The sequence below is a fragment of the Segetibacter koreensis DSM 18137 genome (assembly GCF_000374045.1).
Taxonomy (GTDB): domain Bacteria; phylum Bacteroidota; class Bacteroidia; order Chitinophagales; family Chitinophagaceae; genus Segetibacter; species Segetibacter koreensis.
In genome coordinates, this window is record NZ_KB893337.1 from 151616 (window position 1) to 176431 (window position 24816).

Sequence of the window (24816 nt, forward strand, 5' to 3'; positions counted from 1 at the left end):
GGACGTTATTGTGAACAACTTAAAGACCCTAATATACAATACTTGATCTATTAAACTGCAATATTTGTTTTGCTACTTCAATCTTATATAAATTGAGGAAATCTAACTAGGGAAATCTACTTTTCGGGGAGAAATAATGTCTATTGTTCGAAAGCTGCGCGGTATCTTTAAAAGGTACATTATCTTATTCCTTCCATTCCCCGATATTAACCACATTCATTGTTCTTTGTCTTACATCCATTAAATCTTTCAGTTTTTTTATACTCAATGGTTTTTCGATATATCCTATAACCAAAGTATAGTCATTCGCTTTTATTTTGTCTGCCGGATCAATGGAGGAAGACACCATGATAATTGAAAGTTTTTCTTGTAAGTCTTTTGGCAGCAGCTGTAGTTTGTCCAATACATCCCAACCAGATAATTCATGCATGCTTATATCAAGTAAAACAAGTGTTTCAGAAGGATCCTTTCGAAACGTATTCTCGAAATACTCAACTGCTTTACGGGGATCTTTAAATCCGGTGAACTGGTTGAAGTAAAAAAACTTTTTTATTACCGCACTGCTATAAAACAGCGTAGGCTCATCATCATCTACAACAATGAATTGTTTATCCTGTAACATCTCAAAAAATGACTTCATCAAAAATTGATTTTTTTAAAGACTTTAAAAGTATTTTGTTAGTGCTTCAGGTTCAAAATAAAATGAGTTTACAATGCCAGTAAAACAAACACAACGTGTTGGTTACATGATAACGAACTTATTGTATAAAAATTGTTTTAATTATTAAAAATTTTTCCTATTATTTATTAAACAGTGGAATAAGTTGAAACAACAGAAGATATTATAGGTAAAAAGACAAAGAAACTGCTCTCGTCTTACTTCGAACAGATAATAAAACGTACAAGTACTCGTCGCTTAGAAATAATAATTTTTAGTTGCTGTATTGCAGCAAGAAGCCAGCCTTTAAACTTTAGCAATGAACAAATGAACTAAAAAAAATTATTATCTTATTCTTTCAGTTCCGCTTTCAATCTGTGCTATATAAGTAGTTAACTCTAATCCGGTTGCTTTAGTGTAATCCTTACTCAGTTTTTCCTGCAGATCTTTAATGGCTTCCTCTTTTATTATATTTATAGTACACCCACCAAATCCTCCGCCCATCATTCTTGCACCTAAAACAAACTCATTATTTTTTACAGATTCTACTAAAAAATCCAATTCCACGCAACTCACTTCATATTCTTTGCTAAGCCCTTCATGCGTTCTAAACATTTTCTGTCCTAATCCTTTTATATCACCCCTGTCCAGGTCGTTGCACCCCGTTAGTAGTCTGTCTATTTCCTCTACAACATATTTACATCTTTTATAAATAATTTCATCTTTTGTCAATACATACTTATTAAGCATATCCATATTAACATCCCTCAATGCCGTAACTTCAGGATGATGTTCTTTTACCCACGCTACGCCTTGCTCACATTGCTTTCTCCTTGTATTATATTCAGAAGAAGAAAGTGAATGTTTTACGTTAGTATTAAAAAGAACAACTTTATATCCCTCCAATTTCAGAGGTTTGTATTCATATTCCAACGAACGGCAATCGAGTTTTATAACGTGATCTTTTTTTCCAAACATACTTGCAAACATGTCCATAATTCCCACCATTACGCCGGCAAATGCATGTTCTGCTTTCTGAGCCATTTTTACCATTTCTATCTTTTCCATACCTAACGAAAACAATTCGTTTAAAGCAAATGCAGTGGCGCACTCAACTGCCGCAGAAGAAGAAAGTCCGGCACCAACAGGTACATCGCCGTCGAGGACGAGGTTGAACCCACCAATTTTATAACCTTTCTTTATTAATTGATCGACAACTCCCAGTATATAAGTGGTCCACGTTTTTGTTGGTCGTACTTCATTTAGTGATACGGTAAAGTTTTCATTATAATCAACAGAATGAAGATGTATCACTTCATCATTTCTTTTACTGATACCAACATATATTGCCTTATCTATAGCGGCAGGCAATACAAAGCCATCATTGTAATCAAGATGTTCACCAATAATATTTACCCGTCCTGGAGATCTTACTATAATGGGTTCTTCCTTATATAAAGTCTGAAATGTATTTAAAACTTTATCAATTAAAGGTGATTGTACTGGTGTCATTTTCTATAAATTTATTGTAACAGCAATATTGTTATTTGTGTCTGAAGTATCAGTCACATTAAAATAATGAAGGATCTTTTTGGCTCCCAACAGCATAACTTTTATTAAACATCGTTGCGTCGCACTCTTCAACTATTTTATCTGTGATCGACTTTTTTATACCTAAAATATTTTATTTCACTTCATTTATCTCAAGTATCACACTTGTTCTTCTCACGTTTACATTTGGGTTAAAACCAATAGTCATCAAATAATCACCGGAAAAAACAGCATTTTCTTCTAGGGTAGATTTTGTCCCCGGGTAAATATTTATTTCCTTAACGCTGTATTTTTTATCAGCCTGAAGTCCCTTAAGTTTTACAGGCAACGTGCTGCCTGCACCAAACCTGTTATTTACAAGATAATTAAACATTACCGCCTTGCTTCGGTCTTTATTTACATACATTAAAGATGCAAAATCGTTCTCCCGTGGACTCATAAGCCTGTATAAGTCACCATGCCACACTTCATCACTTACTGACTTATAATTGATAACTGCCTGCTGGCAAAATTTTAAATCATTTTCGTTTAGCTTACTTACCACAATATCGAACCCCAGCTTACCCATCATGGCTACATCTGTTCTGAATTTAAGGGGCTGCTTGCCCCAATCCGTTACGTGATTGTCATGTGCAATAGCGGGGAAAAAATAAGAATATTCATATTGCATAAAAATTCTTTCTAACGGATCAGTATTGTCACTTACCCAGAATTCTGTAAAATATTTAAGGGCGCCATAATCAACCCTTCCTCCTCCGCCCGAACAAAGCATCATTGGTACTTTAGGATATTTTGCTCTTACTCTTTCCATCACTTTGTATAAGCCTCTTACATAGTCGATGTACAAGTGGGATTGCTTTTGCTGGTAGGCAGAATGAGCATTGTAAATAACTGCGTTACAATCCCATTTAATAAAAGCAAGACCAGGATTTTTTATAAACAAGGTGTCAAATATGCTTACCAAAAAATCCTGCACTTTTGGGTTACTCAAATCAAGCACCAACTGGTTGCGGTACAAATGCTCAGGACGATTCGGCTCTCTAATAACCCAGTCAGGATGTTTTTCATACAACTCGCTTTTCGGATTTACCATTTCAGGCTCTACCCAGATACCGAATTTCACAGCATTTTTTTGTGCTTCTTTTACCAGGTATCCGATGCCGTTCGGTAATTTCTTTTTGTTTTCCTGCCAGTCACCTAAACCTGCATGATCGTTATTACGCGGATATTTATTGCCAAACCATCCATCATCTAATAAGAATACATCAACGCCCAATTTCTTTGCGTCTTTCACCAGTTCTGACAGTATGCTTTCATTGAAATCAAAATAAGTAGATTCCCAGTTATTAAGCAATGTTTCTCTTGAACCTTTCCCATTTAAAATTCTGTATTCACGAGCCCAGTCGTGCAGGTTTCGGCTCGCTTCTCCTTTTCCTTTTACTGAATATGTGTATAAAAATGCCGGTGTGGTAAATTCCTCTGAAGGTTTTAAAGAATATTCTGAAGCAAAATTATTCATTCCAGCAATCAGCCGAAGATCATTTAGCGGATCCACTTCCAGGTCAACCCTAAAATTACCCGACCATTCTACTGAGCCAAGCAACACTTTACCTTCATCTTCAGTAGCAGGACTATTAAATGACACCATAAAACTTGGCGGTTGGTACAAATTTTCTCGAGTACCCAATTTGCTGTCTAATACTTTTATACCCGGTGTCAAACGTGTTTCTTCCGGCTGCATTTCTCTTGCCCAGTCTCCATGATATTGTCTTAACCAATATTGATTTGCCGAAAAAAACAGGTTAGCGGAAGCAAATTTTTGGAGCATTACATTTCCATTTTCTTTATGCCTGATAACAGACCATTGCTCCATCACATCTTCTTTCTGATACACTTTGTAATACAATGTTACTTCAAAGGGGTAAGCCGGATCTTTAAGTAACACAGTTGTAAGAGAAACATTATCGTCTATTTTTTTGGTTGAATGACTTACATATTGCAGATCAAGAGAAGTATTGCCATCAGCATGAGTAACCTGTATCGCAGGTTCTACCAGGTTACGTGAACCGGCAGGAGTATATGCCGAATGAAAAATACCCGAATAATCTACATCTGCCTGTCTTTTGGTCATCGCCGGTATGCTTTGATATTCGGCCGCTTTTTTAAGTTTCTCACCAAAATATATCACGCCAAGCCTGTTGCCTGTATCAGCCTGCAACACAATGGCATTGTGAGCAGTTTCTATATTTATCAGCGTTTGTTTTTGAGAAAATCCCGGGGTAGTTGATGAAATGAAGAATACAATTAATCCTAAAGTTCTTTCAATTATACATTTTCGTTTTGTAGCAATCGTTACAAATATGTCCATTTATGTTGATTTTAATTTTCCGGCTTTGACTCTTTCACTGCATTAAGGTTGCAAACGGTCAGACAGTGGTAAAGACATTATCAAAGATATAGGTACTGGCTTATGTGACCGACTATAATTTTGGTTCTTCTGAAATTTTTCTTCTAAAAAGTCGTTCTAAATGTTTATCTGGAAGACTAGCTGATATTTTACTTGAACTAAAATTGTATGTAGAAAATAAAAACTTTATCTTTTTCTTTAAAGAGTTTACGATCATTTTAAAAAATTACTAACCCATGAAATTGATCATTCTTACGCTTGAATGTATAATGTGTGTTTGTACTGCTTTTGCCCAAAAAGACACAATAAGATTAAAAAAGACAGATGAAGAAAAAAGAGTGATCGTAACAGACAGACCTCCGCAGGCAGTGTATTTTCAAATAGGTGGTTCGGCCCCGATATTATCAGTAAATTACGACCGGCGTTTTAGCAAACGACTAGATGGAGCCGGGTTTGCTGCAGGAGTTGGTTTTTGGGGAGGAACAGGCGTCGCCATAATTTCCGTACCTGCTTCTTTAAACTATCTTTTTGGCCGCAAATCGCACTTTATTGAGGTGGCGGGAGGAGCAACATTTATAACAGGATCGGCTAGTGATATTTTTGATGATACTAAGAGTACAGAAAGTGGAATAATATATCATTTAAATACAGGATATAGATATCAGCCGGCAACAGGGGGATTCTTTTTCCGCGGTGGTATTAGTCCATTATTTTATAAAAAGGATTATGTTACTTCTTATTACATCGGCTTTGGTCACAACTTCTAAGACAGAAAAAAAGCTGCCTTTTTTTAAGGCAGCCACTAATCCAAAATAAAAAAATCGTTGAAATAATTTTATTTAAAATCATCTTCAGTCAGGTCATCTTCAAAATTCATTTCGCCGAAATTCATCATACTTCCCATTAAATCTTTGAACTGAATTTTACCATCCAACATCTTTTTGCTTATTAATGAGTAACTCGATAATCCATGTAAAACAAACTCCATCAACAAAGCATTTTCCTTATCATTTGCCTGCGGATAATATTTCTTTACAAAAGCATTCAAGCCATCCACCTTATATAAAGCATTAAATTTATTTGCGTCAGTACTGTCAAGTAAAAGATCGAGATAATTACCAGCGTCAAACCAGCGAATGATGCCTTTGTAAGGATTTTCATCTTCAAACTTGGTTTGGCTACCTGGTTTTCCGGTGTTTCTTTTCTTTTTAGCTGCTTCCGGGTTAGGAAAATATTGAATAAACTGTGTACGTATAGCTTTTTCCAAAAGGTTCACCGCCACCTGGTATGGACCTTCCTGCTCACCTTCATAAACCAATTCAATTTTACCTGTTATAGATGGTATGATCCCAACAAGATCACTTATCCAAACCTGCGTTTGTTTTTCGTTGTGAATAATAGCTCTTCGCTCGGCGCTGCTGACAGCATTCTCGTAAGCCGCAATTGTAAGCCTGGCGCTTACACCGCTTTTTTTATCAACATATTCATTACTTCTTGCTTCAAAAGCAACCTGCTCTATCAAACGCTTGACAAGGTCGCTTATGTTTATTTTATTTAACTGCTCCTGCAGCACATCAGCTTCCTGCTCAGTAATTTCTAAAGAAGTTTCAATAGTTTTTGGATAGTGAGTAAGTATCTGGCTTTCTATACGGTCTTTAAGCGGAGTAACAATGCTGCCACGGTTTGTATAATCTTCAGGATTTGCTGTAAAAACAAACAATATATCGAGCGGCATTCTCAATTTAAACCCACGGATTTGTATATCACCTTCCTGTAAAATATTAAAAAGCGAAACCTGTATTCTTGCCTGCAGGTCGGGCAATTCGTTTATAACAAAAATACCCCGGTTGCTACGTGGAATTATTCCATAATGTATCACCATTTCGTCTGCAAAGCTTAGCTTGAGATTTGCAGCTTTTATAGGGTCAATGTCTCCGATCAGATCAGCAACACTTACGTCGGGTGTGGCCAGCTTTTCACCGTAGCGCTCACTTCTATGTACCCAGTGAATTGGTGTATCGTCTGCCTGTTGCGCAATTAAATCTTTAGCATATTTGCTCAAAGGCAGCAGCGGATCATCATTTATTTCACTTCCTGCTACGGTTGGTATGTATTCATCTAATAAGTCAACCATCTGCCTGGCCATTCTTGTTTTTGCCTGTCCGCGCAAACCAAGAAATAAAATATTGTGGCGGCTAAGCAAAGCTCTTTCTGTATCAGGTATTACCGTTTCTTCATAGCCTACAATTCCCGGAAATGTATTTTCCTTAGCCCTTATTTTTCCTATGAGGTTCTCACGTATTTCTTCCTTAATCGATCTTCTTTTATAACCAATCTTTTTTAAGTCACCTAAGGTTTTAATTTTTGTAATATCCATTTATATTTTTTTGGTAATCAACTTTGGTTTTTCAATGCAGCATCGTTGCGTCGCACTCTTGTACTTTTTGGAATTTTTTTCAACAATCCACATCTCTAAAAAATGCAGCTGGTAAAATTCTCAAAAAAGTTCTTTCAATCATGGCTCTGCTTAGTACACGGTTTTTCTCTTTCCGCTTTCAAAATCTTTAAATATAAAAGCTCCAAGCTTATCAAGAGAGGCAAAAAAAGCTTTTCCATTATTCGTTTCGGTAAACTCAGTAACAAATTTTTGCAAATAAGGATCACTCGCGATCATAAATGTGGTAATAACTATTTTAAGCTTTTTGCATTGTGCAGCCAAGTTAATACAACGGTTAACCACTTTTCTGTCTAATCCAAAGCTATTTTTATAATAACGTTTGCCAATCTTCAGACAAGTTGGCTTTCCATCGGTTATCATAAAAATCTGTTTGTTAGGGTTTTTTCTTCTTCTTAAAATATCCATTGCCAACTCAAGACCGGCAACAGTGTTTGTATGGTAAGGGCCAACCTGCAAATAAGGAAGATCTTTTATTTCAATAGGCCACGCATCGTTTCCAAAAACGACAATATCTAAAGTGTCTTTAGGATATTTTGTTGTTATCAATTCACTTAGCGCCATTGCCACTTTTTTTGCCGGCGTTATTCTATCCTCACCGTACAAGATCATACTATGGCTAATGTCTATCATGAGAACAGTAGATGTCTGGCTCTTATAATCAGTCTCCCTGATCTTCAGATCATCTTCCTGCATGTTGAAGCTTTCAATACCGTGGTTTATCTGTGCATTGCGAATGCTTTCAGTAAAGTCAATTTGCTCCATGGTATCACCAAACTGAAATTGCCGGGTGTCAGAATTGGTTTCATCTCCATTGCCGGGTTTAAAAGTATTGTGATTGCCCTCTTTAGACTTTTTAAGTTTGCCAAAAATTTCTTCAAGGCTGCTTCTTCTTATGCCCTGTTCTGTTTTTGCAGTTATAGAAATAGTGCCATTAACAGGATTTTCGTCTATATAGCCTTTTTCCTTCAGTTCGTCTATGAAATCTCCCATTCCATATTCATCGTCGGTAAATCCATATTGGTTGTCGAGCTGGTTTAGCCATTGCAATGCCTCGCCCACATCACCATTGGTGTAAGTCAGCAATTGCATAAATAAATTGAGCAATTGCTCAAATTTCGTTTTCCCATTTGCATCAGGGTCAAACTTTGTAAATCGATGTCCTAACATAAGATACAATTTCGCAAATAAAAGCGATATTATCAGTACAACATGTAAGCCAAAATAAAGTTTAACATTGAACCACAATTAACGCGGTTTTTAGACGCATGAAAAGACATTCAGACAACCACTATTGTCCTTATTTATAGAAAATTGCAAGCAAATGTTTTTTAACTTGTCAACTTGACAGCTTCTCTATCGTAAAAAAAATATTTATAATAAAAGCCTCATTTTGATCAATAATAGTAAACGTATAGGCAAGAGAAGCACGACACCGGGAAAAGGTTAAAAAATTAAAAAAGGTTCTTTTTTCAACCGGGTGGTACGTGCTATCTAATGTTAGTTTAATATCATTTTAAATCTCCCCATAATCTACAAAAGGTTCTGATCAATTAGATCAGAACCTTTTTAAAGAAATGAAATGAATATTAGCAATACTTATTTCAACAATTAGAAATAAAGACCATTTATAGCTACCATTACTTTGAACTATTGGTATCAGTAGTTGTTGCGTCTGGTTTAGCCTTCGGTACAACCGGGTTTACAATGTTATTATTCTCTTCTATTCGTGGAGCTGAAAGGTTTGCCCGAGTACATTTGTTCCAGGCTGGTAAGTGCCTGTAAATAATCCTCGGAATTTTTCTTATCGTATGCCATTGCTTCAGCTTTATTTCCGCTTAAAGAATTATAAAACTTTATTTGTTGCTGCAAATCTTTTCTAACAGAATTTAAAACTTTGGAAGCAAGAGCTTTATCATCAGACCGGTAACAGGCTTCTAAGAAAGAAATGCTGTTTCTATTGTGCATGTTACCACGGCTGATCATTCCATAAGGAAAATTTTCCTGCAACATCATTTTATCGGCTTTTTCCAAAACTGTACGAGCTTCCTCTTTTCTACCTTTGGCAGTCAGGTCAAATGCAAGTTCAGCGTAAGCAGTGCGGATTGTATTGAGATGACGACGGTTTTCCTCGTCAAAATAAACTCCCGGAATATTTGCATTGCCAAAAGCAAATTTATTCATCAGCTTGTCTTTCATCCAATCTGTATTGATCTGCTGACCGATAACAGGAACCAGACGATAAGCTAAGCCATCTTTACGCAAATACTGACCAAATCCCAATTCATCAAAAGCCGCTGTAAAGTAAATAGGACGCTTCCATTTGTTGGCTGCAATTACATTTAAAACTGCAAGGTCATTCTTCATAAGCATATTCTTCGGTATATCAAACCTCGCTTCTTTCACAACGCTATCAGTAAGATTAACCGTTCCATTTTGCCTTACAAGGTTTACATCTACGGGCACTGACACCTTTTTCACAGGGAAAGAATTGATCATGTCGCTGCCGCCAGATGACATCATTTTAGAAGGATCGTCGCTTCCAACGTAGTTTTTCATCATGTCGTACAGGTCAAAATATTGGTTGCCTGGTAAGCCTGATTTATCGTTGTATCTGATATAGTCTCTTTTTCTGCCTTGTATCTGGTCTGCTGTCCAGATCACATCTATCGGATCACTCTGGTTTACTTTATAACGCAACTGGTTAATATACCAGTCGATGCCCAGCAAACTATAATTAATAACGCGTATATCAGGTCTTATCCCTTCAACTTCCTGGGCATACCATAAAGGGTAAGTATCATTGTCACCAAAGGAGAAAAGTACGGCGTTAGGTGCACAGCTTTCAAGGTAATCTTTTGCAAGGTCTCTCGCCAATTCTTTTTTGCTGCGATCGTGATCGTCCCACTCTTGTGCTGCCATAAGCACCGGCACAGCAAGCAGGCATACAACCGTAGCAATATTAGTTGCCATACTTCTGTTCAATGTTTTGGACAACCACTCTCGCACCTGCAAAACTCCAAAACCAATCCAGATGGCAAAAGCATAAAACGAACCTACGTAAGCATAATCCCTTTCACGGGGCTGATTACCCGCCTGGTTTAGGTATAGCACAATAGCCATTCCGGTAAAGAAAAATAACAGGAAAACAATAAAAGTATCTTTTTTATCGGCTTTGTTTTGATACATTAATCCAAGAATACCAAGAATAAAAGGCAACAGGAATAGCTTATTATGAGCCTTATTGTTCTTACTGCTGTCAGGCATAAGGCTTTGATCGCCGTAAAGCGTATTGTCGATAAATGGAATACCTGTTATCCAGTTTCCATCACGCACGTTACCGGTAAAAACACCCTGCACATCGTTTTGCTTACCGGAGAAATTCCACATAAAGTAGCGGAAATACATCCAGTAGGTCTGATAGGCAACAAAAAATTTAATATTATCGGCAAAGTCCGGATCTCTTTCATAAGTTCCATCCTGCATTCTGCCAATACCCAGGAACTGGGCATAATAGTCTGCGTGATTCTGGTCATTGCTAGCATCCCAAACCCGTGGAAACAGCATCATTTGTGAAGGATCATAGACATAATGTCCGTCTTTGCCATTTTCAACATAATGGCCATTCGCCTTTATATATTTTGTTGAGGTTTCTTTATAATCTATTGGCTGGGCGGTAAATTTCTGACCATACAGCAAAGGAAAATCACCATACTGCTCACGGCCAAGGTAACCCACTAAACTCATGGGATTATCTACGTTATACATATCTACAGCAGGGTCAGCATTACTGCGTATCATAGTAGTAATGTATGTGCTATAACCAATAAGCATAAACGCAACTGACCATAAGCCTAAACGTAAAAAACCCCAACCGTTCTTTCTTGCTATCTTCAATCCATACCAGATAGCTACTGCCAAAATAAGGAAGAAGATAATAAAGCCAGTGAAGAATGGCAGGCCAAGGTTATTGACAGCAAAAATATCAAACATGCCTGCACCTTCTATTGTATATTGAATAATAGCCTTCTGTACAAAGCCGGTAACAGCACAAGCAATAAGGAAAGCCCAGATAAGACCTTTTGTTGTGGTTTTGTAACGCTTATAATAATATACCATTACTATAGCCGGTATTGTCAACAGATTTAAAAGGTGTACCCCTATAGACAAGCCCATCATGAAGAAGATAAAAATTATCCATCGGTCTGCATTAATTCCTGTCTGCTCCTCATGATCTACTGCGTGCTCCCATTTTAAAATAGCCCAAAATACAATGGCTGTGAAAAAAGAACTTAATGCGTATACCTCTCCTTCAACAGCGGAGTACCAGAACGAATCGCTAAAAGTGTAGGCAAGGGCTCCAACTGCCCCTGCACCCATTATTGCAAAAATTTCATTTTGACTTAAAACCTGTCCTGCTTTTTGCAAAGCTTTCCGTGCAAAGTGAGTAATAGTCCAAAAAAGAAAAAGAATGGTAAATCCACTTGCAAGGGCACTCATAATGTTTACTGCCTTTGCCGCAGTCATAGGATTATCTCCAAAAAGTATAATAAAAAACCGTCCTATCAAAACAAATAATGGCGCTCCCGGTGGGTGAGGTATCTGTAATTTAAAAGCACTGCTTACAAATTCACCGCAGTCCCATAAGCTTCCTCCCGCCTCAGCAGTAAGTATATAGGTGGCAGAGGCAATAACGCAGACAATCCATCCAACAATGTTGTTGATTTTGTTGAAATTCATTTGGTTTTTTATTTTTTAAAAAGAAAGATGAAAATATTTTGCTTTTAACAAAAGAGATCCATCATTTATCAAGTTTTGGTTTTTAAAAAGACTGGCAAACCTACCTTAAAAAGCGGAAAATCGAAAATCGAAAATTTTATGCATTTTCTTTTTAACCTTCATTTGGCAAAACCGTTGCCTGCCCCGCGACTTATTAGATTTGTACACGGTGAAATCTCACTTTAATACAGCTATTACTTACCGTCAGAATTTTAACATGGATAAAGTTATTAACCAATCCACAATTATCTTTAGCCAAAAATTTACCCTGTCTATTGATTAATATTTGACATAAAGCCGATGATTGTAAAAATTTTACCTGTATTTGTATGTATTATGCTTTCCTGTGTTATGACATTTTCCCAATTCAACGATTCCATTCACCACTATGTAAACTTTGCATCAACAGGTATCATAAATAAAACCAATAACGGCAATTCGTATGTATTAACTAATGGACTGAGATTTAATATCAGCAAGAAAAACATACGCCTCAACAGTACTAACAGTTGGATATACGGAGAGCAACAAAACAGGTTGACAAATAACGACTTCAACTCAACTCTTGATTTTAATTTATATAAAACCTCGTCGAATTTTTATTATTGGGGACTCGCTAATTACGACAAAAGCTATTCGTTAAAAATAAATAACCGGTTACAGGCAGGTGTAGGAGGTGCTTACAATATTATCGATACAACAACTGCTTTTTTAAATGTAAGCGATGGAATTTTATACGAAACCAGTAATTTAAAATTGAATGACAGTACAAACAACTCTTACAGTTTATTTCGAAATTCATTCCGGCTTCGCTACAGGTTTGTAATAAAGGACATCATAATTTTCGACGGAACTAATTTTTTCCAAAACTCACTGTCTGACGGCAACGATTATATAATCAAATCGATTAACAGTGTTTCTGTTAAATTAAGAAAATGGCTTAACTTAACTGCCGCCACAAATTATAACAGGAACCAAAAGACAAACAGTGAGACACTGCTTATTACATTTGGATTAACTGCCGAGAAGTATTTCTAGCAGACCTGTATTTTTTTGGGATAGTTGGGATTTTAAAGATAAGTTTGTTTGCTGTTTTTTATTGTTGCCACACTGTAGTTCGTTTCTATACTTACATACACAGAATGAAAAATACTTACCTTCTGCTTTTTTTTCTTTGTAATTGCTTTTCTGTTTTTGCGCAAAAGAAATCAGCAACTATTTCTGGAAAAGTAGTTAACGAAAACGATAAGCCTCTTTTTAATGTAAGTATCAGCGTACTGGGAAAAGAAAAGGGAACCACCACAAATGATTCTGGTCAGTTTTCTATAACGGTCACTCCGGGCAAACCACTTGCACTTGTATTTTCTTACACCGGTTATAAAACTTTTCAACGAAATTTTAATTTGGTAGAAGGAGAAAAGGAAAATATAACGGTTAACCTGCAACCTCAGGCAAATGTGTTGCAGGAAGTGACCGTAAAAGATAGCCGGCCGCGAACGGAAGCAGGGCGAATAAACATAGACGCTGAAAAAGCTTTACTTAATCCATCGCCATTAGGAAATATTGAAAGCCTCATTAAAATTTTTACAGGAAGCAATAACGAATTAACCAGCCAGTATAACGTAAGGGGTGGAAGCTATGATGAAAACATTATTTATGTAAACGATTTCGAAGTTTTCAGGCCGTACCTTGTTCGTAGTGGGCAGCAGGAAGGCCTTAGCTTTATAAACCCTGAAATGACCGCCAATGTAAAGTTTTACAACGGAGGCTTTCAGGCTAAGTATGGCGATAAAATGAGCAGCGTGCTTGATATAACTTACAAGAGACCAAAGAATTTTAGCGGTTCTGCCTACATAGGTTTGCTTGAGCAAGGACTGCATTTGGAAGGGACTTCAAAAAATGAAAAAGTAACTTATTTGTTAGGATTTCGTAACCGGAGTAATCGCAACCTGCTTAGCAGCCAGGAGACCAAAGGAAATTATATTCCTTCCTCCTCAGATGTACAGGCACTAATAACTTTTCAACCTAATAACAAATGGTTGCTTGAAGTATTGGCCAATGTGTCAGCGAGTAAATTCACTTTGTTTCCGCAGGAAAGCCAGTTGTCCTCTGCTGTTTTCTCCCCGCTGTTTACTCAAAACCTGGCTTTAGATATTTTTTTTGAAGGCCAGGAAAAAGATAAATATTCAACAAATATGGCTGGATTTTCTGCTACATGGCAACCCGGAAAGAACTTTCGTTTGAAAGGTATGCTAAGCAGGTTTGAAAACGACGAGGCTGAAAACGTAGACATAAGCGGTGCTTATCTTTTTGGAGAAAGAAATTTTGATAAGAGCCAGGCGACCTATGGTTTAATTGTAAATCCGCTTGGTGCAGGTGTTTACCAAAATTTTTCGCGAAATAAACTTAACATACAGGTGTACAATGCTTCAATAAAGGGAAGTGTAGATAAAGGAAAACATTTTATACAATTTGGAAACAGCATAGAAAGACAGCAGATTTCAGATAAACTGAATGAATGGGAATACAATGATTCTGCCGGCTATTCACTACCCCATTCTACAAATATTTTACAGCTGAATAATGTATTGAAGAATAATGCTGACCTGACTATCGACCGTTTCAGTGGTTTTGTTCAGGATAATGTTCAATTCAAGGATTCGTCTGATATTACCATGCAATTTGGCATAAGGTATAATTACAATACTTTGAACAAAGAATTTTTGCTGTCTCCACGAGCCGGATTATCTTTTACCCCAAAAAACTGGAAGAAAGATATCATCTTTCGCGCGTCGGCAGGCATTTACGATCAACCACCTTTCTATCGTGAGCTGCGCCGGTATAACGGAACAATCAATGAAAACCTGAAAGCCCAAAAAAGCTGGCAAGTGAGTGGAGGCTTTGATTATAATTTGAAACTTTTGCAACGCCCCGGACGAATAACCACGGAACTATATTACAAAAGCATGTGGAACGTAGTGCCTTACGATATAGATAATGTAAGGCTGCGATATTTTGGTGAGAACATGGCAAAAGCGTACGCTGCCGGAGCCGAAATAAGGCTATTTGGAGAACTGGTAAAGGATGCAGAAAGCTGGGTAAGCCTCGGATTTATGCGCACAAGAGAGAACCTCGACAACGACCATTATTACAAATATACTTTAGACACTGAAAACAAGCCTGTTGACAGCACTCTTGTGAATATTGGATACCTGCGTCGTCCCACGGACCGGATGATAACTTTTGGTATGTTTTTCCAGGATTACCTTAGTACAAATAAAAACTTTAGGGTTTACCTTAATACTTTGTACGGAAGTAATCTCCCCTATAACATTCCGGGAAGTGTAAAGTACAGAAACGCGTTAGTTATTGACCCTTACATTCGGGTCGATCTTGGTTTTAGCGCTCTTCTGCTTGATAGTGATAAATCAAATCGACGCAGCCACAGCCCTTTTAGAAGCTTTGATAACATTTGGGCTACGCTTGAAATTTTTAATCTTATCGACAGGCCAAACACTATCAGTTATTTACTTATTAAGGATTTTGCAAACAATACTTTCACAATTCCAAACAGGCTTACTCCAAGATTATTAAATTTGAAGCTGATAGTCAAGTGGTAGTTTTTTGGGTAGCGGCAAAAAATCTTCGGTTGAGCTTCTGTTGCGACGCATTACGTTCATCGTCAGAATATCTATTGTGCTTTTCCCAGAGCAATAAGGCAACATAAAAAGGCAGGATATATTTCTTTCATTTTATATTCTCTCCAAATTGCTCATTCACAGAATCCTCTATCAAAGATTATGGAGACTTATCTTCAAAACTGTTTTAGTCGAAGGTTGTATCTTACACCTGTCATCAATTCTTTGTCCGACAATCCAAATGATTTTTTTATTCATTTCCAAAACCCAAACATTCTCTTTATCTGTTTTTGACAGCTTTTGATCAATAAAAAACCTGCTCAGTTTTTTCTTCTTTTTCATCCCCAGCGGGTAAAAATAATCGCCCTGCTTCCATTTTCTCAATAGAAGGGGAAAAGAAATTTCAGCACAATCCAATGCAGCAGTATTATTAGAGGAAGGTATCTGAAAAGTTGAACTCTCAATAACTTCAAGACTTAATTCACCATCACTAAACATAACTTTTTTATCCTTTTCTTCTATTAGAATATTTGTCGCTTCCGTCGATTGATTAGGAGAAATAATCAACCAATTCCTGTTTTTAATGATACGGTGCGAAGAAGATGAAATGTATTTACCTGTTTCGCTTTCCAGTAATTCAATAACTTCCTGCACCCTTGTTGAAGTAAAACCAAAATCTTTTATAATTTCATATATGATTGTTGAAAGAGGTGATGTTTTCTGCAACTTCAACACGGGCACGTGCACCTCATTCCCCTTATATTCAAGCAGTTTTTTCTTATGTTTCTCGACAGACTGCTTATACAGCTCTTCGACTTCTGTCAGCCGTTGAATATTATTTAAAAGATTATCCTCAATATTTGGATAAATCTCTTTTAGCATAGGAAATAAATTATGCCTGAAAAAATTGCGGGTATATTTATCAGAAAGGTTTGAACTGTCTTCAACAAAAGGCAGGTTATTTTCCATTGCATAAGCAACCAATTCATCTTTTTTAGCAAACAATAATGGCCTCACTATCTTTCCCTGCACAGGTAAAATTCCGTGCAACCCTGATATACCTGTTCCTTTAAAAAAATTCATTAGCAGTGTCTCAATATTATCATTGGCATGATGAGCAGTGAGAATGTAATGAATTGGGTGAGCGCGGAGTTGTAAATGTGTAGCTGTGAGTGATGAGTCGTCAGTTGGGATGTTTTGATTGAGAGTAGAAAAATTGCCGGAAATTACCTCATAAAACCAACGATACCGTAGTTCCCGGGCCGCAACTTGTATTGAAATTTTATTTTCTGTTGCATATTTATCGGTATCAAATTTCTTCACCAATACCTCTTTTCCATATTTATTGCCTAAACTTCTCACGAACTGCTCGTCTCTTTCACTCTCGGCGCCTCTTAGTTGAAAATTGCAGTGTGCTATAACAAAATCGTATTGTGCAGCAAACATTAAATCACATAAAACTACACTGTCAACTCCTCCACTTATGGTTAACAATTGCTTTTGCTTTTGTTGAATGAAGGAGAATTGCTTAAGATGCTGAATAAATTTTTCCTGTAAACTCATACACATAAAATAAATCAAAAGCCGACTTATTGCCGGCCTTTAATTTCTATAAATTATACTATTCAATTTTAAACAATCGATCGAACACTTATCCCTTCTTAGCTTCCTTTGCCCACGTATCTTTCAACCCTACGGTTCGATTAAAAACCAGCTTTTCTTTAGTACTGTTTTCATCCACACAAAAATATCCTTTTCTTAAAAACTGGTATCGTTCGCCCGGGAAAGCTGCAGCCAAGGCTGGTTCAATATAAACTTTTTGCAACACTTGAAGGCTATCAGGATTTATGTATTCTTTAAAATCTCCCTCTTCATTAGATGGGTCTTCAACTTTAAAAAGCCGGTCGTATAAGCGTACCTCAGCAGTTAATGCATGTTGCACACTTACCCAATGTATTGTTCCTTTCACATTAATTTTACTGCTGTCGGCCCCGCTCCTGCTTTCTGAAATATATTCTGCATACACTTCAGTTACATTTCCGTCTTCATCTTTTTTAAAACCAGTGCACTTTACAATGTACGCATATTTCAACCTTACTGTTAATCCAACCCCAAGCCTGAAGAATTTTTTTGGAGGATCTTCCATAAAATCTTCTCTTTCTATCCAAAGCTCTTTAGAAAAAGGTATTGGCCTGCTTCCTCCACCATTTTCCGCCTCAGGATTATTTTCACCACTTAGTTCTTCTACATGTCCGTCAGGATAGTTGGTAATAATCAATTTTATCGGGTCAAGAACTGCCATGCGACGGGTAGCATTTTTATTTAAATCTTCTCGCACACAAAATTCAAGCAGGCTTAAATCTATCAGGTTTTCTCTTTTTTGAACCCCTATTTTATCACAAAACAAACGAATACTTTCAGGCGTGTATCCTCTTCTTCTTAAAGCTGCAATTGTTGGCATTCTCGGATCGCTCCATCCATCTACTATTTTATCATTTACCAATTCGAGCAATTTACGCTTGCTCATGACCGTATATGTCATATTCAATCTTGCAAACTCATATTGGTGGCTGGGGAAAATTTCCAGCTTTTCTATAAACCAGTCATACAACTCGCGGTGTGGAATAAATTCGACCGTACAAATGGAATGAGTGATATGTTCAATACTGTCGCTTTGCCCATGAGCAAAATCATACATGGGGTATATGCACCAGGCGTTACCGGTTCGATGGTGATCTGCATGCTTGATACGATACATTAACGGGTCACGCATATGCATATTTGGACTAGCTAAATCAACTTTTGCCCTTAAAACCTTTTCGCCATCTTTAAAGTCACCGGCTCTCATTCTTGCAAATAAATCAAGGTTTTCTTCCACACTCCGGTTACGATATTCATTACCTTTTCCCGGCTCGGTTGGTGTACCTTTTTGTGCTGCAATTTCTTCAGGAGAGCTATCATCTACATACGCTAAACCTTTTTTAATAAGTTTTACGGCATATTCATATAAAGTTTCAAAGTAATCAGAAGCGTAGAGTTCGTTTGCCCATTCAAACCCAAGCCATTTTACATCTTCCTTTATACTGTCGACATATTCAATATCTTCTTTTACGGGATTGGTGTCATCAAAACGCAGGTTTGTGCGGCCTCCGTATTTTAAAGCAAGCCCAAAGTTGAGACAAATACTTTTTGCATGACCTATATGCAAATAGCCGTTTGGTTCGGGCGGAAAACGAGTCATTATACTTGTATACTTTCCACTTGCCAGATCATTTTCAACTATTTCTTCTAAAAAATTGAGGCTCTTTTCTTCGGTCTTTATTTTTTCTGCACTCATTATTCATGTATTGGATGCGAATTTACGATATTGACTTTCCATTCAACAAAAACAAAAAGTTACAATCTCATTAAGTATGTGATTTTATATCACATTTACTTTTACCACTTGTCACTTTTGCATTTTTCGTCGCCTTCCTTATCTATTCTTTTGCACGAAAATTAACTGACATGAAAACGATTACAGCTCAATTTGTTTATTTAATATTTATTGCAGGCAGAATAAAACGAAAGATTGAACTTACTATAATTCACCTTACAAATATGAAACCCTTTGCTACACTCCAAAGTATTATAATAAGCATGGCGAATTAAAAAGACAATCTTTAAAACAGGAGTATTTAACTTTCAGAATGAGGCAAGCGTACAGCCAAAGGCTATAATTCATTTCATTTCACCGAGTTCAAGAATTATATTCCATTCTTCATCTGTTATAGGACAAACAGATAGCCGCCCAAGCTTTACAAGCGCAATACCGTCAAGTCGTTTATCGGCTTTTATGGTACTAAGAGTGACAGGTTTTTTTAATTTTTTTACCGGCTTCAGGTCTACTACAACCCAATTGGTATCATCTGTTGCAGGATCCTGGTAGGCTTCTTTGACCACTTTTGCAATGCCGACAATTTCTAACCCTTCGTTGCTGTGATAAAAAAAGACTTGATCGCCTTTTTTCATTGCTTTTAAATTATTTCTTGCCGTATAATTTCTTACGCCATCCCAATGAGTTTGTTTGTCTTCAACAAATTTTTCCCAACTGTATTTAGATGGTTCGGATTTGACTAGCCAATGCATATAAAAGAATTTAAAATTGAAAATTAATAAAGGAAGTTATTTGATGTAAAACTTATTTCAACTTTTACATGTTGCATTTCTGATTTCGCTATTTGCATTTTTCTTACGCCTTACCAACCGTTTGCGAGAACATCTGCTATGTGTAGAGTTTGCAAATTGTAGCCTTTGTTTTTAATGTACCCGTCAAGATGCATCAGGCAGCTCAGATCGGTGCTAATGAGATATTTTGCGCCTGTCTCTAATGCGTGAGTCACTTTCTGATCAGCCATTGCTATGCTTATTGATTCAAATTTTACTGCAAAGGAACCGCCAAAACCGCAGCACGTTTCCACATCTTCCATTTCGGCTAATTCTAAACCTTTTACCTTGCTTAAAAGACGGCGTGGCTCTTCTTTTATTTTACATTCCCGTAGCCCTGCACAGCTATCATGATAGGTTGCTTTTCCTTCGAGTACAGCGCCTACATTATCTACACCTAAAACCTTTACCATAAACTCGCTGAATTCAAAAGTTTTTTCACCAAGCTTTATCGACCGGTTATGAGAAGATGAATTATCGAATAATGTATGATAATAGTTGCGTACAAAACCAACACAACTGGCACTTGGCGCAACTATGTATTCTGCATCCTGGAAGTCTTGTAAAAATTTAGAACATACCGCCTTGCTTTCGTTCCAGAAACCGGCGTTGAATGCGGGCTGACCGCAGCAGGTTTGGTTAGGGTTATAAGAAACTGTACATCCTGCTTTTTCGAGCACTTTTACCATGTTGAATGCAGTTTGCGGAAACAACTGGTCTACAAAACAAGGAATAAATATTTGAACATTCATAAGGCGCTCCATCCACAAGGGAAATTTAAAAATGCTAAATAGGTAAATAAAATTACTAAAAGTACAAGTGTGCGACGCAACCGGGGCTTAATAGTAATTCAAAAGCTCAGTACAGGAAAAAATATCAAACTTGTTGAATACTTCTTTTCAAAGCAATCATTTTAATTGCTGTAATTGCCGCTTCTTCTCCTTTATGCCCGTGAATGCCACCAACCCGCTCGAGTGCCTGCTGTTCGTTTTCAACGGTAAGCACACCAAAAATAGTCGGCACATTAAGGGAAAGATTTAATTGCATTATACCATCTGTTATTCCCTTGCACACATAGTCGAAATGGGGCGTATCGCCGCGAATGACCGTTCCGAGCGCTATATATGCATTTGGTTTTCTTACGCTGTTTGTATGAAAATCTTTTATGGCAAAGGGAATTTCAAAAGCGCCCGGCACAACGACCGTCTGAGACTGTACGCCATTAACCTTGAATACGTTTTCACAGCCTTCCTCAAGCTGGTCTATGATGTGTGCGTTCCATTCCGTTTTTACAATAACTACGAAGGCATCCTGTATAGTTGGGATGCCTTCGTTTAATACAATATTTCCTTTTGTAGCCATATATTATTTTACGCTAAAATCGTTTTTCTCAACACTTAACCGATAAATATATTTATCAATTGAAAAGCCTTTTTCTGTTTTTGGAAATTTATCTTTTATTTCTTTGTAAACGTCTACTGCTTCTTTGTTTTTACCCATTGCCTCGAGCAGGTAGCCTGCACGAAATAAAAATTCTGAAGAATTTGCCTCATCTTCTGGAAAATAACTTCCTGCTTTTTTATAATTATTTACCGCATCATCTTTCTTGCCCTGTTCGCTGTATGCATCTGCTAGACGACCATACGCAATCATTTGAATTTGCTTTGAGTCTGTGGAAAAATCTTTTAAATATTTTACTGCGTTATTAAAATCATTGGTTTTTAAATAAATAATACCTGCATAGAAATGAGCAAGATTTGCAGCTTTTGTACCATCAAAATTTTTAATTACGTTTAAAAAACCTTTGTTTTGACCATCGCCGTTAAGAGCCAACTTAAGACTATCATTGCGAAAAAATTCTTCGGCTTTAAACATAGCCTCAGAAGCTCTTTCCTCTTTAGGCTTTACAATATAGTTTTTGTACAAAATCCAGCCCCCTGCAATTAATATTATTGCCGCTGAAATACCTATAATTATATTCTTGTATTTCTCCCAAAAGTCTCTTGCACCTTCAAGGCCTTCACCAACTTCAGAAACTTCGTGCACTTTTTGTTCCGCCATTTTTAATAATTATTTTAAAACTTTAAATTTTTAAGGGTTTTTGTGTTAGCAGCTACAGTTAAAACTGTTTACTGTTAATCAAGAATAAAAGGGTAATCTTTTTCAGCATAAACGTCTTTCAGCAACTCACTCTCATCGGGCCAGGGACTTTCTTCTGCAAAACGAACGCTTTCTTCCACCACTTCATTTATTCTTGCATCAATTGCATCTAATTCCTGCTGTGTCGCATAATTGTATTCAAGTATGTGCTTGGTAACAAGAGTTATAGGGTCTTTGGTTTTATATTCATCCAGTTCTTCCTTACGGCGGTATTTTTGCGGATCACTGATTGAGTGGCCTTTGTACCGGTAAGTTTTCATTTCCAGCAATGTCGGCCCACCTTTCTCGCGTGCTCTTTTTACTGCCCGGGCTACGGCATCATGCACTGTTTCAGGGTCCATACCATCTACCATGTCTCCGGGCATATCGTATGCATCAGCCAATTTATAAATATCTCTTACATTACTTGTTCTTTCGACAGAAGTACCCATTGCGTAATGGTTATTTTCGCAAATAAAAATTACAGGTAGCTTCCATAACATTGCCATGTTAAAGGTTTCATGAAGAATACCCTGGCGAGCGGCACCATCACCAAAAAAACACAAGACAACATTATCAGTACCACGATATTGCTCAGCAAAAGCCAGTCCTGCGCCGGTTCCTATCTGAGCACCTACAATACCATGTCCGCCAAAAAACTTATGCTCCACACCAAAAAAGTGCATACTGCCACCTTTTCCTTTGGCGACACCGGTAGCTTTACCATATAGCTCGGCCATACATGCGTTGGGAGATACACCTTTTGCCAGGGCCCAACCGTGGTCGCGGTAAGCAGTTATGAAAGGGTCATCCTGCCTTGTTGCGGTCATACAACCCGCAGCTAGTGCTTCCTGACCTACAAAAGCATGAAAAAATCCACGGATTTTTCCTGCCATTTTATATTTTTCTTCTGCCTTTAATTCAAACTGGCGGATAAGCTGCATCAACTCGTACCAGTACAGATATGTTTCTTTTGAAAATTTAGTTGGCACTTGTCTAAAATTTTGAGCGGCAAATATAGGTGAATAGAACCAAAAATAATATTAAGGGAGAACGCATATTTCACGAGAACGAAATATTAGTTTATTTTATGTTAATAGTAGTAGCGCAAGTTGCATGGCCTTCTCCTTGTAAAAGTGCTTCTTTGCTTGTTTTATAAACATTAATTATCGAAAAACAATCTTAAGGTTAAATACATAATTGTATGCATTTAACTTGCAGCCTTCAATGCTGCATCTGCAAAACATATTCGTGTACCAGTTTAAAAACTACCTGCAACAGAGTTTTCAGTTCAATGAAAATGTAATAGGTATTTACGGCAACAATGGTATGGGAAAAACTAATTTGCTTGATGCTATTTATTTTCTATGCTTTACAAAAAGCTATTTCAGTAAAACAGATAGCAATATTGTACAAAGGGGCTTACAGGGCATGCGTATAGAAGGAAATTTTTTAAGAAACGGCGAAGCGGAAAAAATTGTATGCATTATAAGAGAAAACAGTCGCAAAGAAATACGTCGCGACGGAGAAGAATATAAAAGGTTTAGCGCACATATTGGCAGGTTACCTGCCGTGATGATCGCTCCTGATGATGTAGAACTGATAACCGGAACAAGTGAAATTCGAAGAAAATACATTGATACGCTTCTTAGCCAGTTAGACCACCAATACCTGCAGAGTCTTATAGATTACAACAAAGTACTTCAGCAGAGAAACAGCTTATTGAAGTCTGCGACTGATAGGGGTTATTTAGACGAAGCATTGCTTGAGATTTTAAATGATCAATTGGTAAAGCCAGGCAAATACATCTTTAACTACAGGAAAAATTTCCTGCAACATTATTTACCATCCGTCTCAAAAAGCTACCTGCAAATAGCAGGAACAGACGAGCCTATAGTATTACAATACAACAGCCAGTTACAGGAAGATGATTTTGAGAAGCTTTTGGCAATTTCCAGGCAAAAAGATATCATGCTGCAACGCACAACTACCGGCATTCATAAAGATGATATAGAATTGAAACTCAATGACGAAAATTTTAAAAACATAGCTTCCCAGGGACAACGAAAAAGCCTGCTTTTTGCATTGAAGCTGAAAGAGTTTGAAGCATTGGAAGCAGCCAAAGGATTTGCGCCTATATTATTACTGGATGATGTTTTTGAAAAGCTGGATGCAGCAAGAATGCAAAATCTTTTGCACAAGGTATGCGTCGAAAGTAAAAGCCAGGTTTTTATTACTGATACTCATAAGGAAAGACTGCAGCAGGCTTTGGAAAATTTACATGTCCCTTTTCAACTTATAGGGCTTTAGAAGAACATTTCAATTATAAAAATATTATGAATGTTTTTAATAGTATTTCTTCTACATCTTTTATAAAAAAAAATGAAAAACGGGTTAACGTTACTTTTTAAGGAATTGACAAAAGCATTTATTTTTATTTATACACCGACAAGTACTTAAGTGATACTTCCACTTAGATAAAAAAATTTGTCTTTTTTTAAAAACCGGTATGTAAATGGCGATCAACTAATGGCAAAAAAGAAAGTTACAAAAGAGATAAAAAAAGCTGCCAGCACAAGCGCTACAAAAATGAACTCTTTTTATGCCTGGGATGGAGATACTCTTATACTTAACATACTCGGAACTCCTGCCGCTAAAAGGGATGCTATTGGTAAAGTAAAGGGAAGTCAACTGAAAATCAGTGTGTCAGAAGTGCCAAATGCAGGCAAAGCGACCGACCATCTTGTACAATTTTTAGCGAAAGAGTTTGGAGTTTCTAAAAATGATATTGAAGTAGTTTTTGGAAGATTAGCTGTAAATAAACAACTGCGCATTAAAAATCCAAAAAAATTACCGGCAGAAATTTCCCGGGACTAGGCGTTGAAAAAAAATGAAACCATGCTCTTTAAGAAAAAATAAATATAAACGGATAACGAAGGTTTGTGAAACATTATGTAGAATTTATTTTACATTCACCTACTTA

At 37.0% G+C, this 24816-nt stretch carries 19 protein-coding genes; 6 read left to right on the forward strand and 13 right to left on the reverse strand.

What is annotated here, in order from left to right; genetic code table 11:
- Nucleotides 1-184: 184 nt before the first annotated feature.
- The 3 genes from B154_RS0117195 to B154_RS0117205 form a co-directional block, all read right to left on the reverse strand.
- Nucleotides 185-640, reverse strand: coding sequence for a response regulator (locus tag B154_RS0117195; RefSeq protein WP_018615504.1), 456 nt, complete (start codon nt 638-640; stop codon nt 185-187).
- Nucleotides 641-1003: 363 nt separating this feature from the next.
- Nucleotides 1004-2170, reverse strand: coding sequence for a galactokinase (locus B154_RS0117200; protein ID WP_018615505.1), 1167 nt, complete (start codon nt 2168-2170; stop codon nt 1004-1006).
- A gap of 172 nt (nt 2171-2342) precedes the next feature.
- The gene (locus tag B154_RS0117205) at nt 2343-4577 is read right to left on the reverse strand and encodes an alpha-galactosidase (protein WP_018615506.1); all 2235 of its coding nucleotides are present in this window, start codon (nt 4575-4577) and stop codon (nt 2343-2345) included.
- A 275-nt stretch (nt 4578-4852) separates the two neighbouring features.
- On the opposite strand from B154_RS0117205, the gene B154_RS0117210 reads away from it, so the two are divergent.
- A complete protein-coding gene (locus tag B154_RS0117210) occupies nt 4853-5383 on the forward strand; it encodes a hypothetical protein (protein ID WP_018615507.1) in 531 nt (176 codons plus the stop codon).
- Nucleotides 5384-5451: 68 nt separating this feature from the next.
- Here B154_RS0117210 and B154_RS0117215 read toward each other — a convergent pair whose 3' ends face one another.
- The 3 genes from B154_RS0117215 to B154_RS0117225 form a co-directional block, all read right to left on the reverse strand.
- A complete protein-coding gene (locus B154_RS0117215) occupies nt 5452-6993 on the reverse strand; it encodes a sigma 54-interacting transcriptional regulator (RefSeq protein ID WP_018615508.1) in 1542 nt (513 codons plus the stop codon).
- A gap of 150 nt (nt 6994-7143) precedes the next feature.
- Entirely contained in the window at nt 7144-8241 is a 1098-nt protein-coding gene (locus tag B154_RS0117220) for a vWA domain-containing protein (RefSeq protein WP_026260268.1), read from the reverse strand.
- 543 nt (nt 8242-8784) lie between these two features.
- A complete protein-coding gene (locus B154_RS0117225; protein WP_018615510.1) occupies nt 8785-11811 on the reverse strand; it encodes a glycosyltransferase family 117 protein in 3027 nt (1008 codons plus the stop codon).
- Between the two features lie 339 nt (nt 11812-12150).
- On the opposite strand from B154_RS0117225, the gene B154_RS0117230 reads away from it, so the two are divergent.
- Together B154_RS0117230 and B154_RS0117235 are read left to right on the forward strand one after the other, a co-directional pair.
- A complete protein-coding gene (locus B154_RS0117230) occupies nt 12151-12888 on the forward strand; it encodes a DUF481 domain-containing protein (protein WP_018615511.1) in 738 nt (245 codons plus the stop codon).
- Nucleotides 12889-12992: 104 nt separating this feature from the next.
- Entirely contained in the window at nt 12993-15470 is a 2478-nt protein-coding gene (locus B154_RS0117235; RefSeq protein ID WP_018615512.1) for a TonB-dependent receptor, read from the forward strand.
- Nucleotides 15471-15641: 171 nt separating this feature from the next.
- Here B154_RS0117235 and tilS read toward each other — a convergent pair whose 3' ends face one another.
- Nucleotides 15642-17051 (reverse strand): tRNA lysidine(34) synthetase TilS, encoded by a 1410-nt coding sequence (tilS, locus tag B154_RS0117240; protein ID WP_018615513.1) that lies wholly within the window; start codon nt 17049-17051, stop codon nt 15642-15644.
- Nucleotides 17052-17139: 88 nt separating this feature from the next.
- Nucleotides 17140-18825, reverse strand: coding sequence for a glutamine--tRNA ligase/YqeY domain fusion protein (locus B154_RS0117245; protein ID WP_018615514.1), 1686 nt, complete (start codon nt 18823-18825; stop codon nt 17140-17142).
- 170 nt (nt 18826-18995) lie between these two features.
- Between B154_RS0117245 and B154_RS32515 the strand changes: the two genes are divergently transcribed.
- A complete protein-coding gene (locus B154_RS32515) occupies nt 18996-19139 on the forward strand; it encodes a hypothetical protein (protein ID WP_018615515.1) in 144 nt (47 codons plus the stop codon).
- Between the two features lie 69 nt (nt 19140-19208).
- Here B154_RS32515 and B154_RS0117255 read toward each other — a convergent pair whose 3' ends face one another.
- From B154_RS0117255 to pdhA, 5 genes are all read right to left on the reverse strand, one after another.
- Nucleotides 19209-19616: an EVE domain-containing protein gene (locus B154_RS0117255; protein ID WP_018615516.1), complete on the reverse strand. Its 408-nt coding sequence runs from the start codon at nt 19614-19616 to the stop codon at nt 19209-19211.
- 110 nt (nt 19617-19726) lie between these two features.
- The gene (locus tag B154_RS0117260; RefSeq protein WP_018615517.1) at nt 19727-20458 is read right to left on the reverse strand and encodes a (Fe-S)-binding protein; all 732 of its coding nucleotides are present in this window, start codon (nt 20456-20458) and stop codon (nt 19727-19729) included.
- A 112-nt stretch (nt 20459-20570) separates the two neighbouring features.
- Complete coding sequence (ribH, locus tag B154_RS0117265; protein ID WP_018615518.1) at nt 20571-21056, reverse strand: 6,7-dimethyl-8-ribityllumazine synthase; 486 nt, start codon at nt 21054-21056, stop codon at nt 20571-20573.
- Nucleotides 21057-21059: 3 nt separating this feature from the next.
- Entirely contained in the window at nt 21060-21755 is a 696-nt protein-coding gene (locus B154_RS0117270; RefSeq protein ID WP_018615519.1) for a tetratricopeptide repeat protein, read from the reverse strand.
- A 74-nt stretch (nt 21756-21829) separates the two neighbouring features.
- Nucleotides 21830-22825 (reverse strand): pyruvate dehydrogenase (acetyl-transferring) E1 component subunit alpha, encoded by a 996-nt coding sequence (gene pdhA, locus B154_RS0117275; RefSeq protein ID WP_018615520.1) that lies wholly within the window; start codon nt 22823-22825, stop codon nt 21830-21832.
- Between the two features lie 235 nt (nt 22826-23060).
- Here pdhA and recF point away from each other — a divergent pair, with 235 nt between their 5' ends.
- The gene (gene recF, locus B154_RS0117280) at nt 23061-24143 is read left to right on the forward strand and encodes a DNA replication/repair protein RecF (protein ID WP_157580845.1); all 1083 of its coding nucleotides are present in this window, start codon (nt 23061-23063) and stop codon (nt 24141-24143) included.
- 177 nt (nt 24144-24320) lie between these two features.
- On the forward strand, nt 24321-24710 hold the full coding sequence (locus B154_RS0117285; RefSeq protein ID WP_018615522.1) for a DUF167 domain-containing protein: 390 nt from the start codon (nt 24321-24323) through the stop codon (nt 24708-24710).
- Nucleotides 24711-24816: the final 106 nt, after the last annotated feature.

What these genes read in the sequence shown, in the direction of transcription:
- B154_RS0117195 (WP_018615504.1), bottom strand. Translation starts at nt 640, where the DNA reads ATGAAGTCATTTTTTGAGATGTTACAGGATAAACAATTCATTGTTGTA.
- B154_RS0117200 (WP_018615505.1), bottom strand. Translation starts at nt 2,170, where the DNA reads ATGACACCAGTACAATCACCTTTAATTGATAAAGTTTTAAATACATTT.
- B154_RS0117205 (WP_018615506.1), bottom strand. Translation starts at nt 4,577, where the DNA reads ATGGACATATTTGTAACGATTGCTACAAAACGAAAATGTATAATTGAA.
- B154_RS0117210 (WP_018615507.1), top strand. Translation starts at nt 4,853, where the DNA reads ATGAAATTGATCATTCTTACGCTTGAATGTATAATGTGTGTTTGTACT.
- B154_RS0117215 (WP_018615508.1), bottom strand. Translation starts at nt 6,993, where the DNA reads ATGGATATTACAAAAATTAAAACCTTAGGTGACTTAAAAAAGATTGGT.
- B154_RS0117220 (WP_026260268.1), bottom strand. Translation starts at nt 8,241, where the DNA reads ATGTTAGGACATCGATTTACAAAGTTTGACCCTGATGCAAATGGGAAA.
- B154_RS0117225 (WP_018615510.1), bottom strand. Translation starts at nt 11,811, where the DNA reads ATGAATTTCAACAAAATCAACAACATTGTTGGATGGATTGTCTGCGTT.
- B154_RS0117230 (WP_018615511.1), top strand. Translation starts at nt 12,151, where the DNA reads ATGATTGTAAAAATTTTACCTGTATTTGTATGTATTATGCTTTCCTGT.
- B154_RS0117235 (WP_018615512.1), top strand. Translation starts at nt 12,993, where the DNA reads ATGAAAAATACTTACCTTCTGCTTTTTTTTCTTTGTAATTGCTTTTCT.
- tilS (WP_018615513.1), bottom strand. Translation starts at nt 17,051, where the DNA reads ATGAGTTTACAGGAAAAATTTATTCAGCATCTTAAGCAATTCTCCTTC.
- B154_RS0117245 (WP_018615514.1), bottom strand. Translation starts at nt 18,825, where the DNA reads ATGAGTGCAGAAAAAATAAAGACCGAAGAAAAGAGCCTCAATTTTTTA.
- B154_RS32515 (WP_018615515.1), top strand. Translation starts at nt 18,996, where the DNA reads ATGAAAACGATTACAGCTCAATTTGTTTATTTAATATTTATTGCAGGC.
- B154_RS0117255 (WP_018615516.1), bottom strand. Translation starts at nt 19,616, where the DNA reads ATGCATTGGCTAGTCAAATCCGAACCATCTAAATACAGTTGGGAAAAA.
- B154_RS0117260 (WP_018615517.1), bottom strand. Translation starts at nt 20,458, where the DNA reads ATGGAGCGCCTTATGAATGTTCAAATATTTATTCCTTGTTTTGTAGAC.
- ribH (WP_018615518.1), bottom strand. Translation starts at nt 21,056, where the DNA reads ATGGCTACAAAAGGAAATATTGTATTAAACGAAGGCATCCCAACTATA.
- B154_RS0117270 (WP_018615519.1), bottom strand. Translation starts at nt 21,755, where the DNA reads ATGGCGGAACAAAAAGTGCACGAAGTTTCTGAAGTTGGTGAAGGCCTT.
- recF (WP_157580845.1), top strand. Translation starts at nt 23,061, where the DNA reads ATGCTGCATCTGCAAAACATATTCGTGTACCAGTTTAAAAACTACCTG.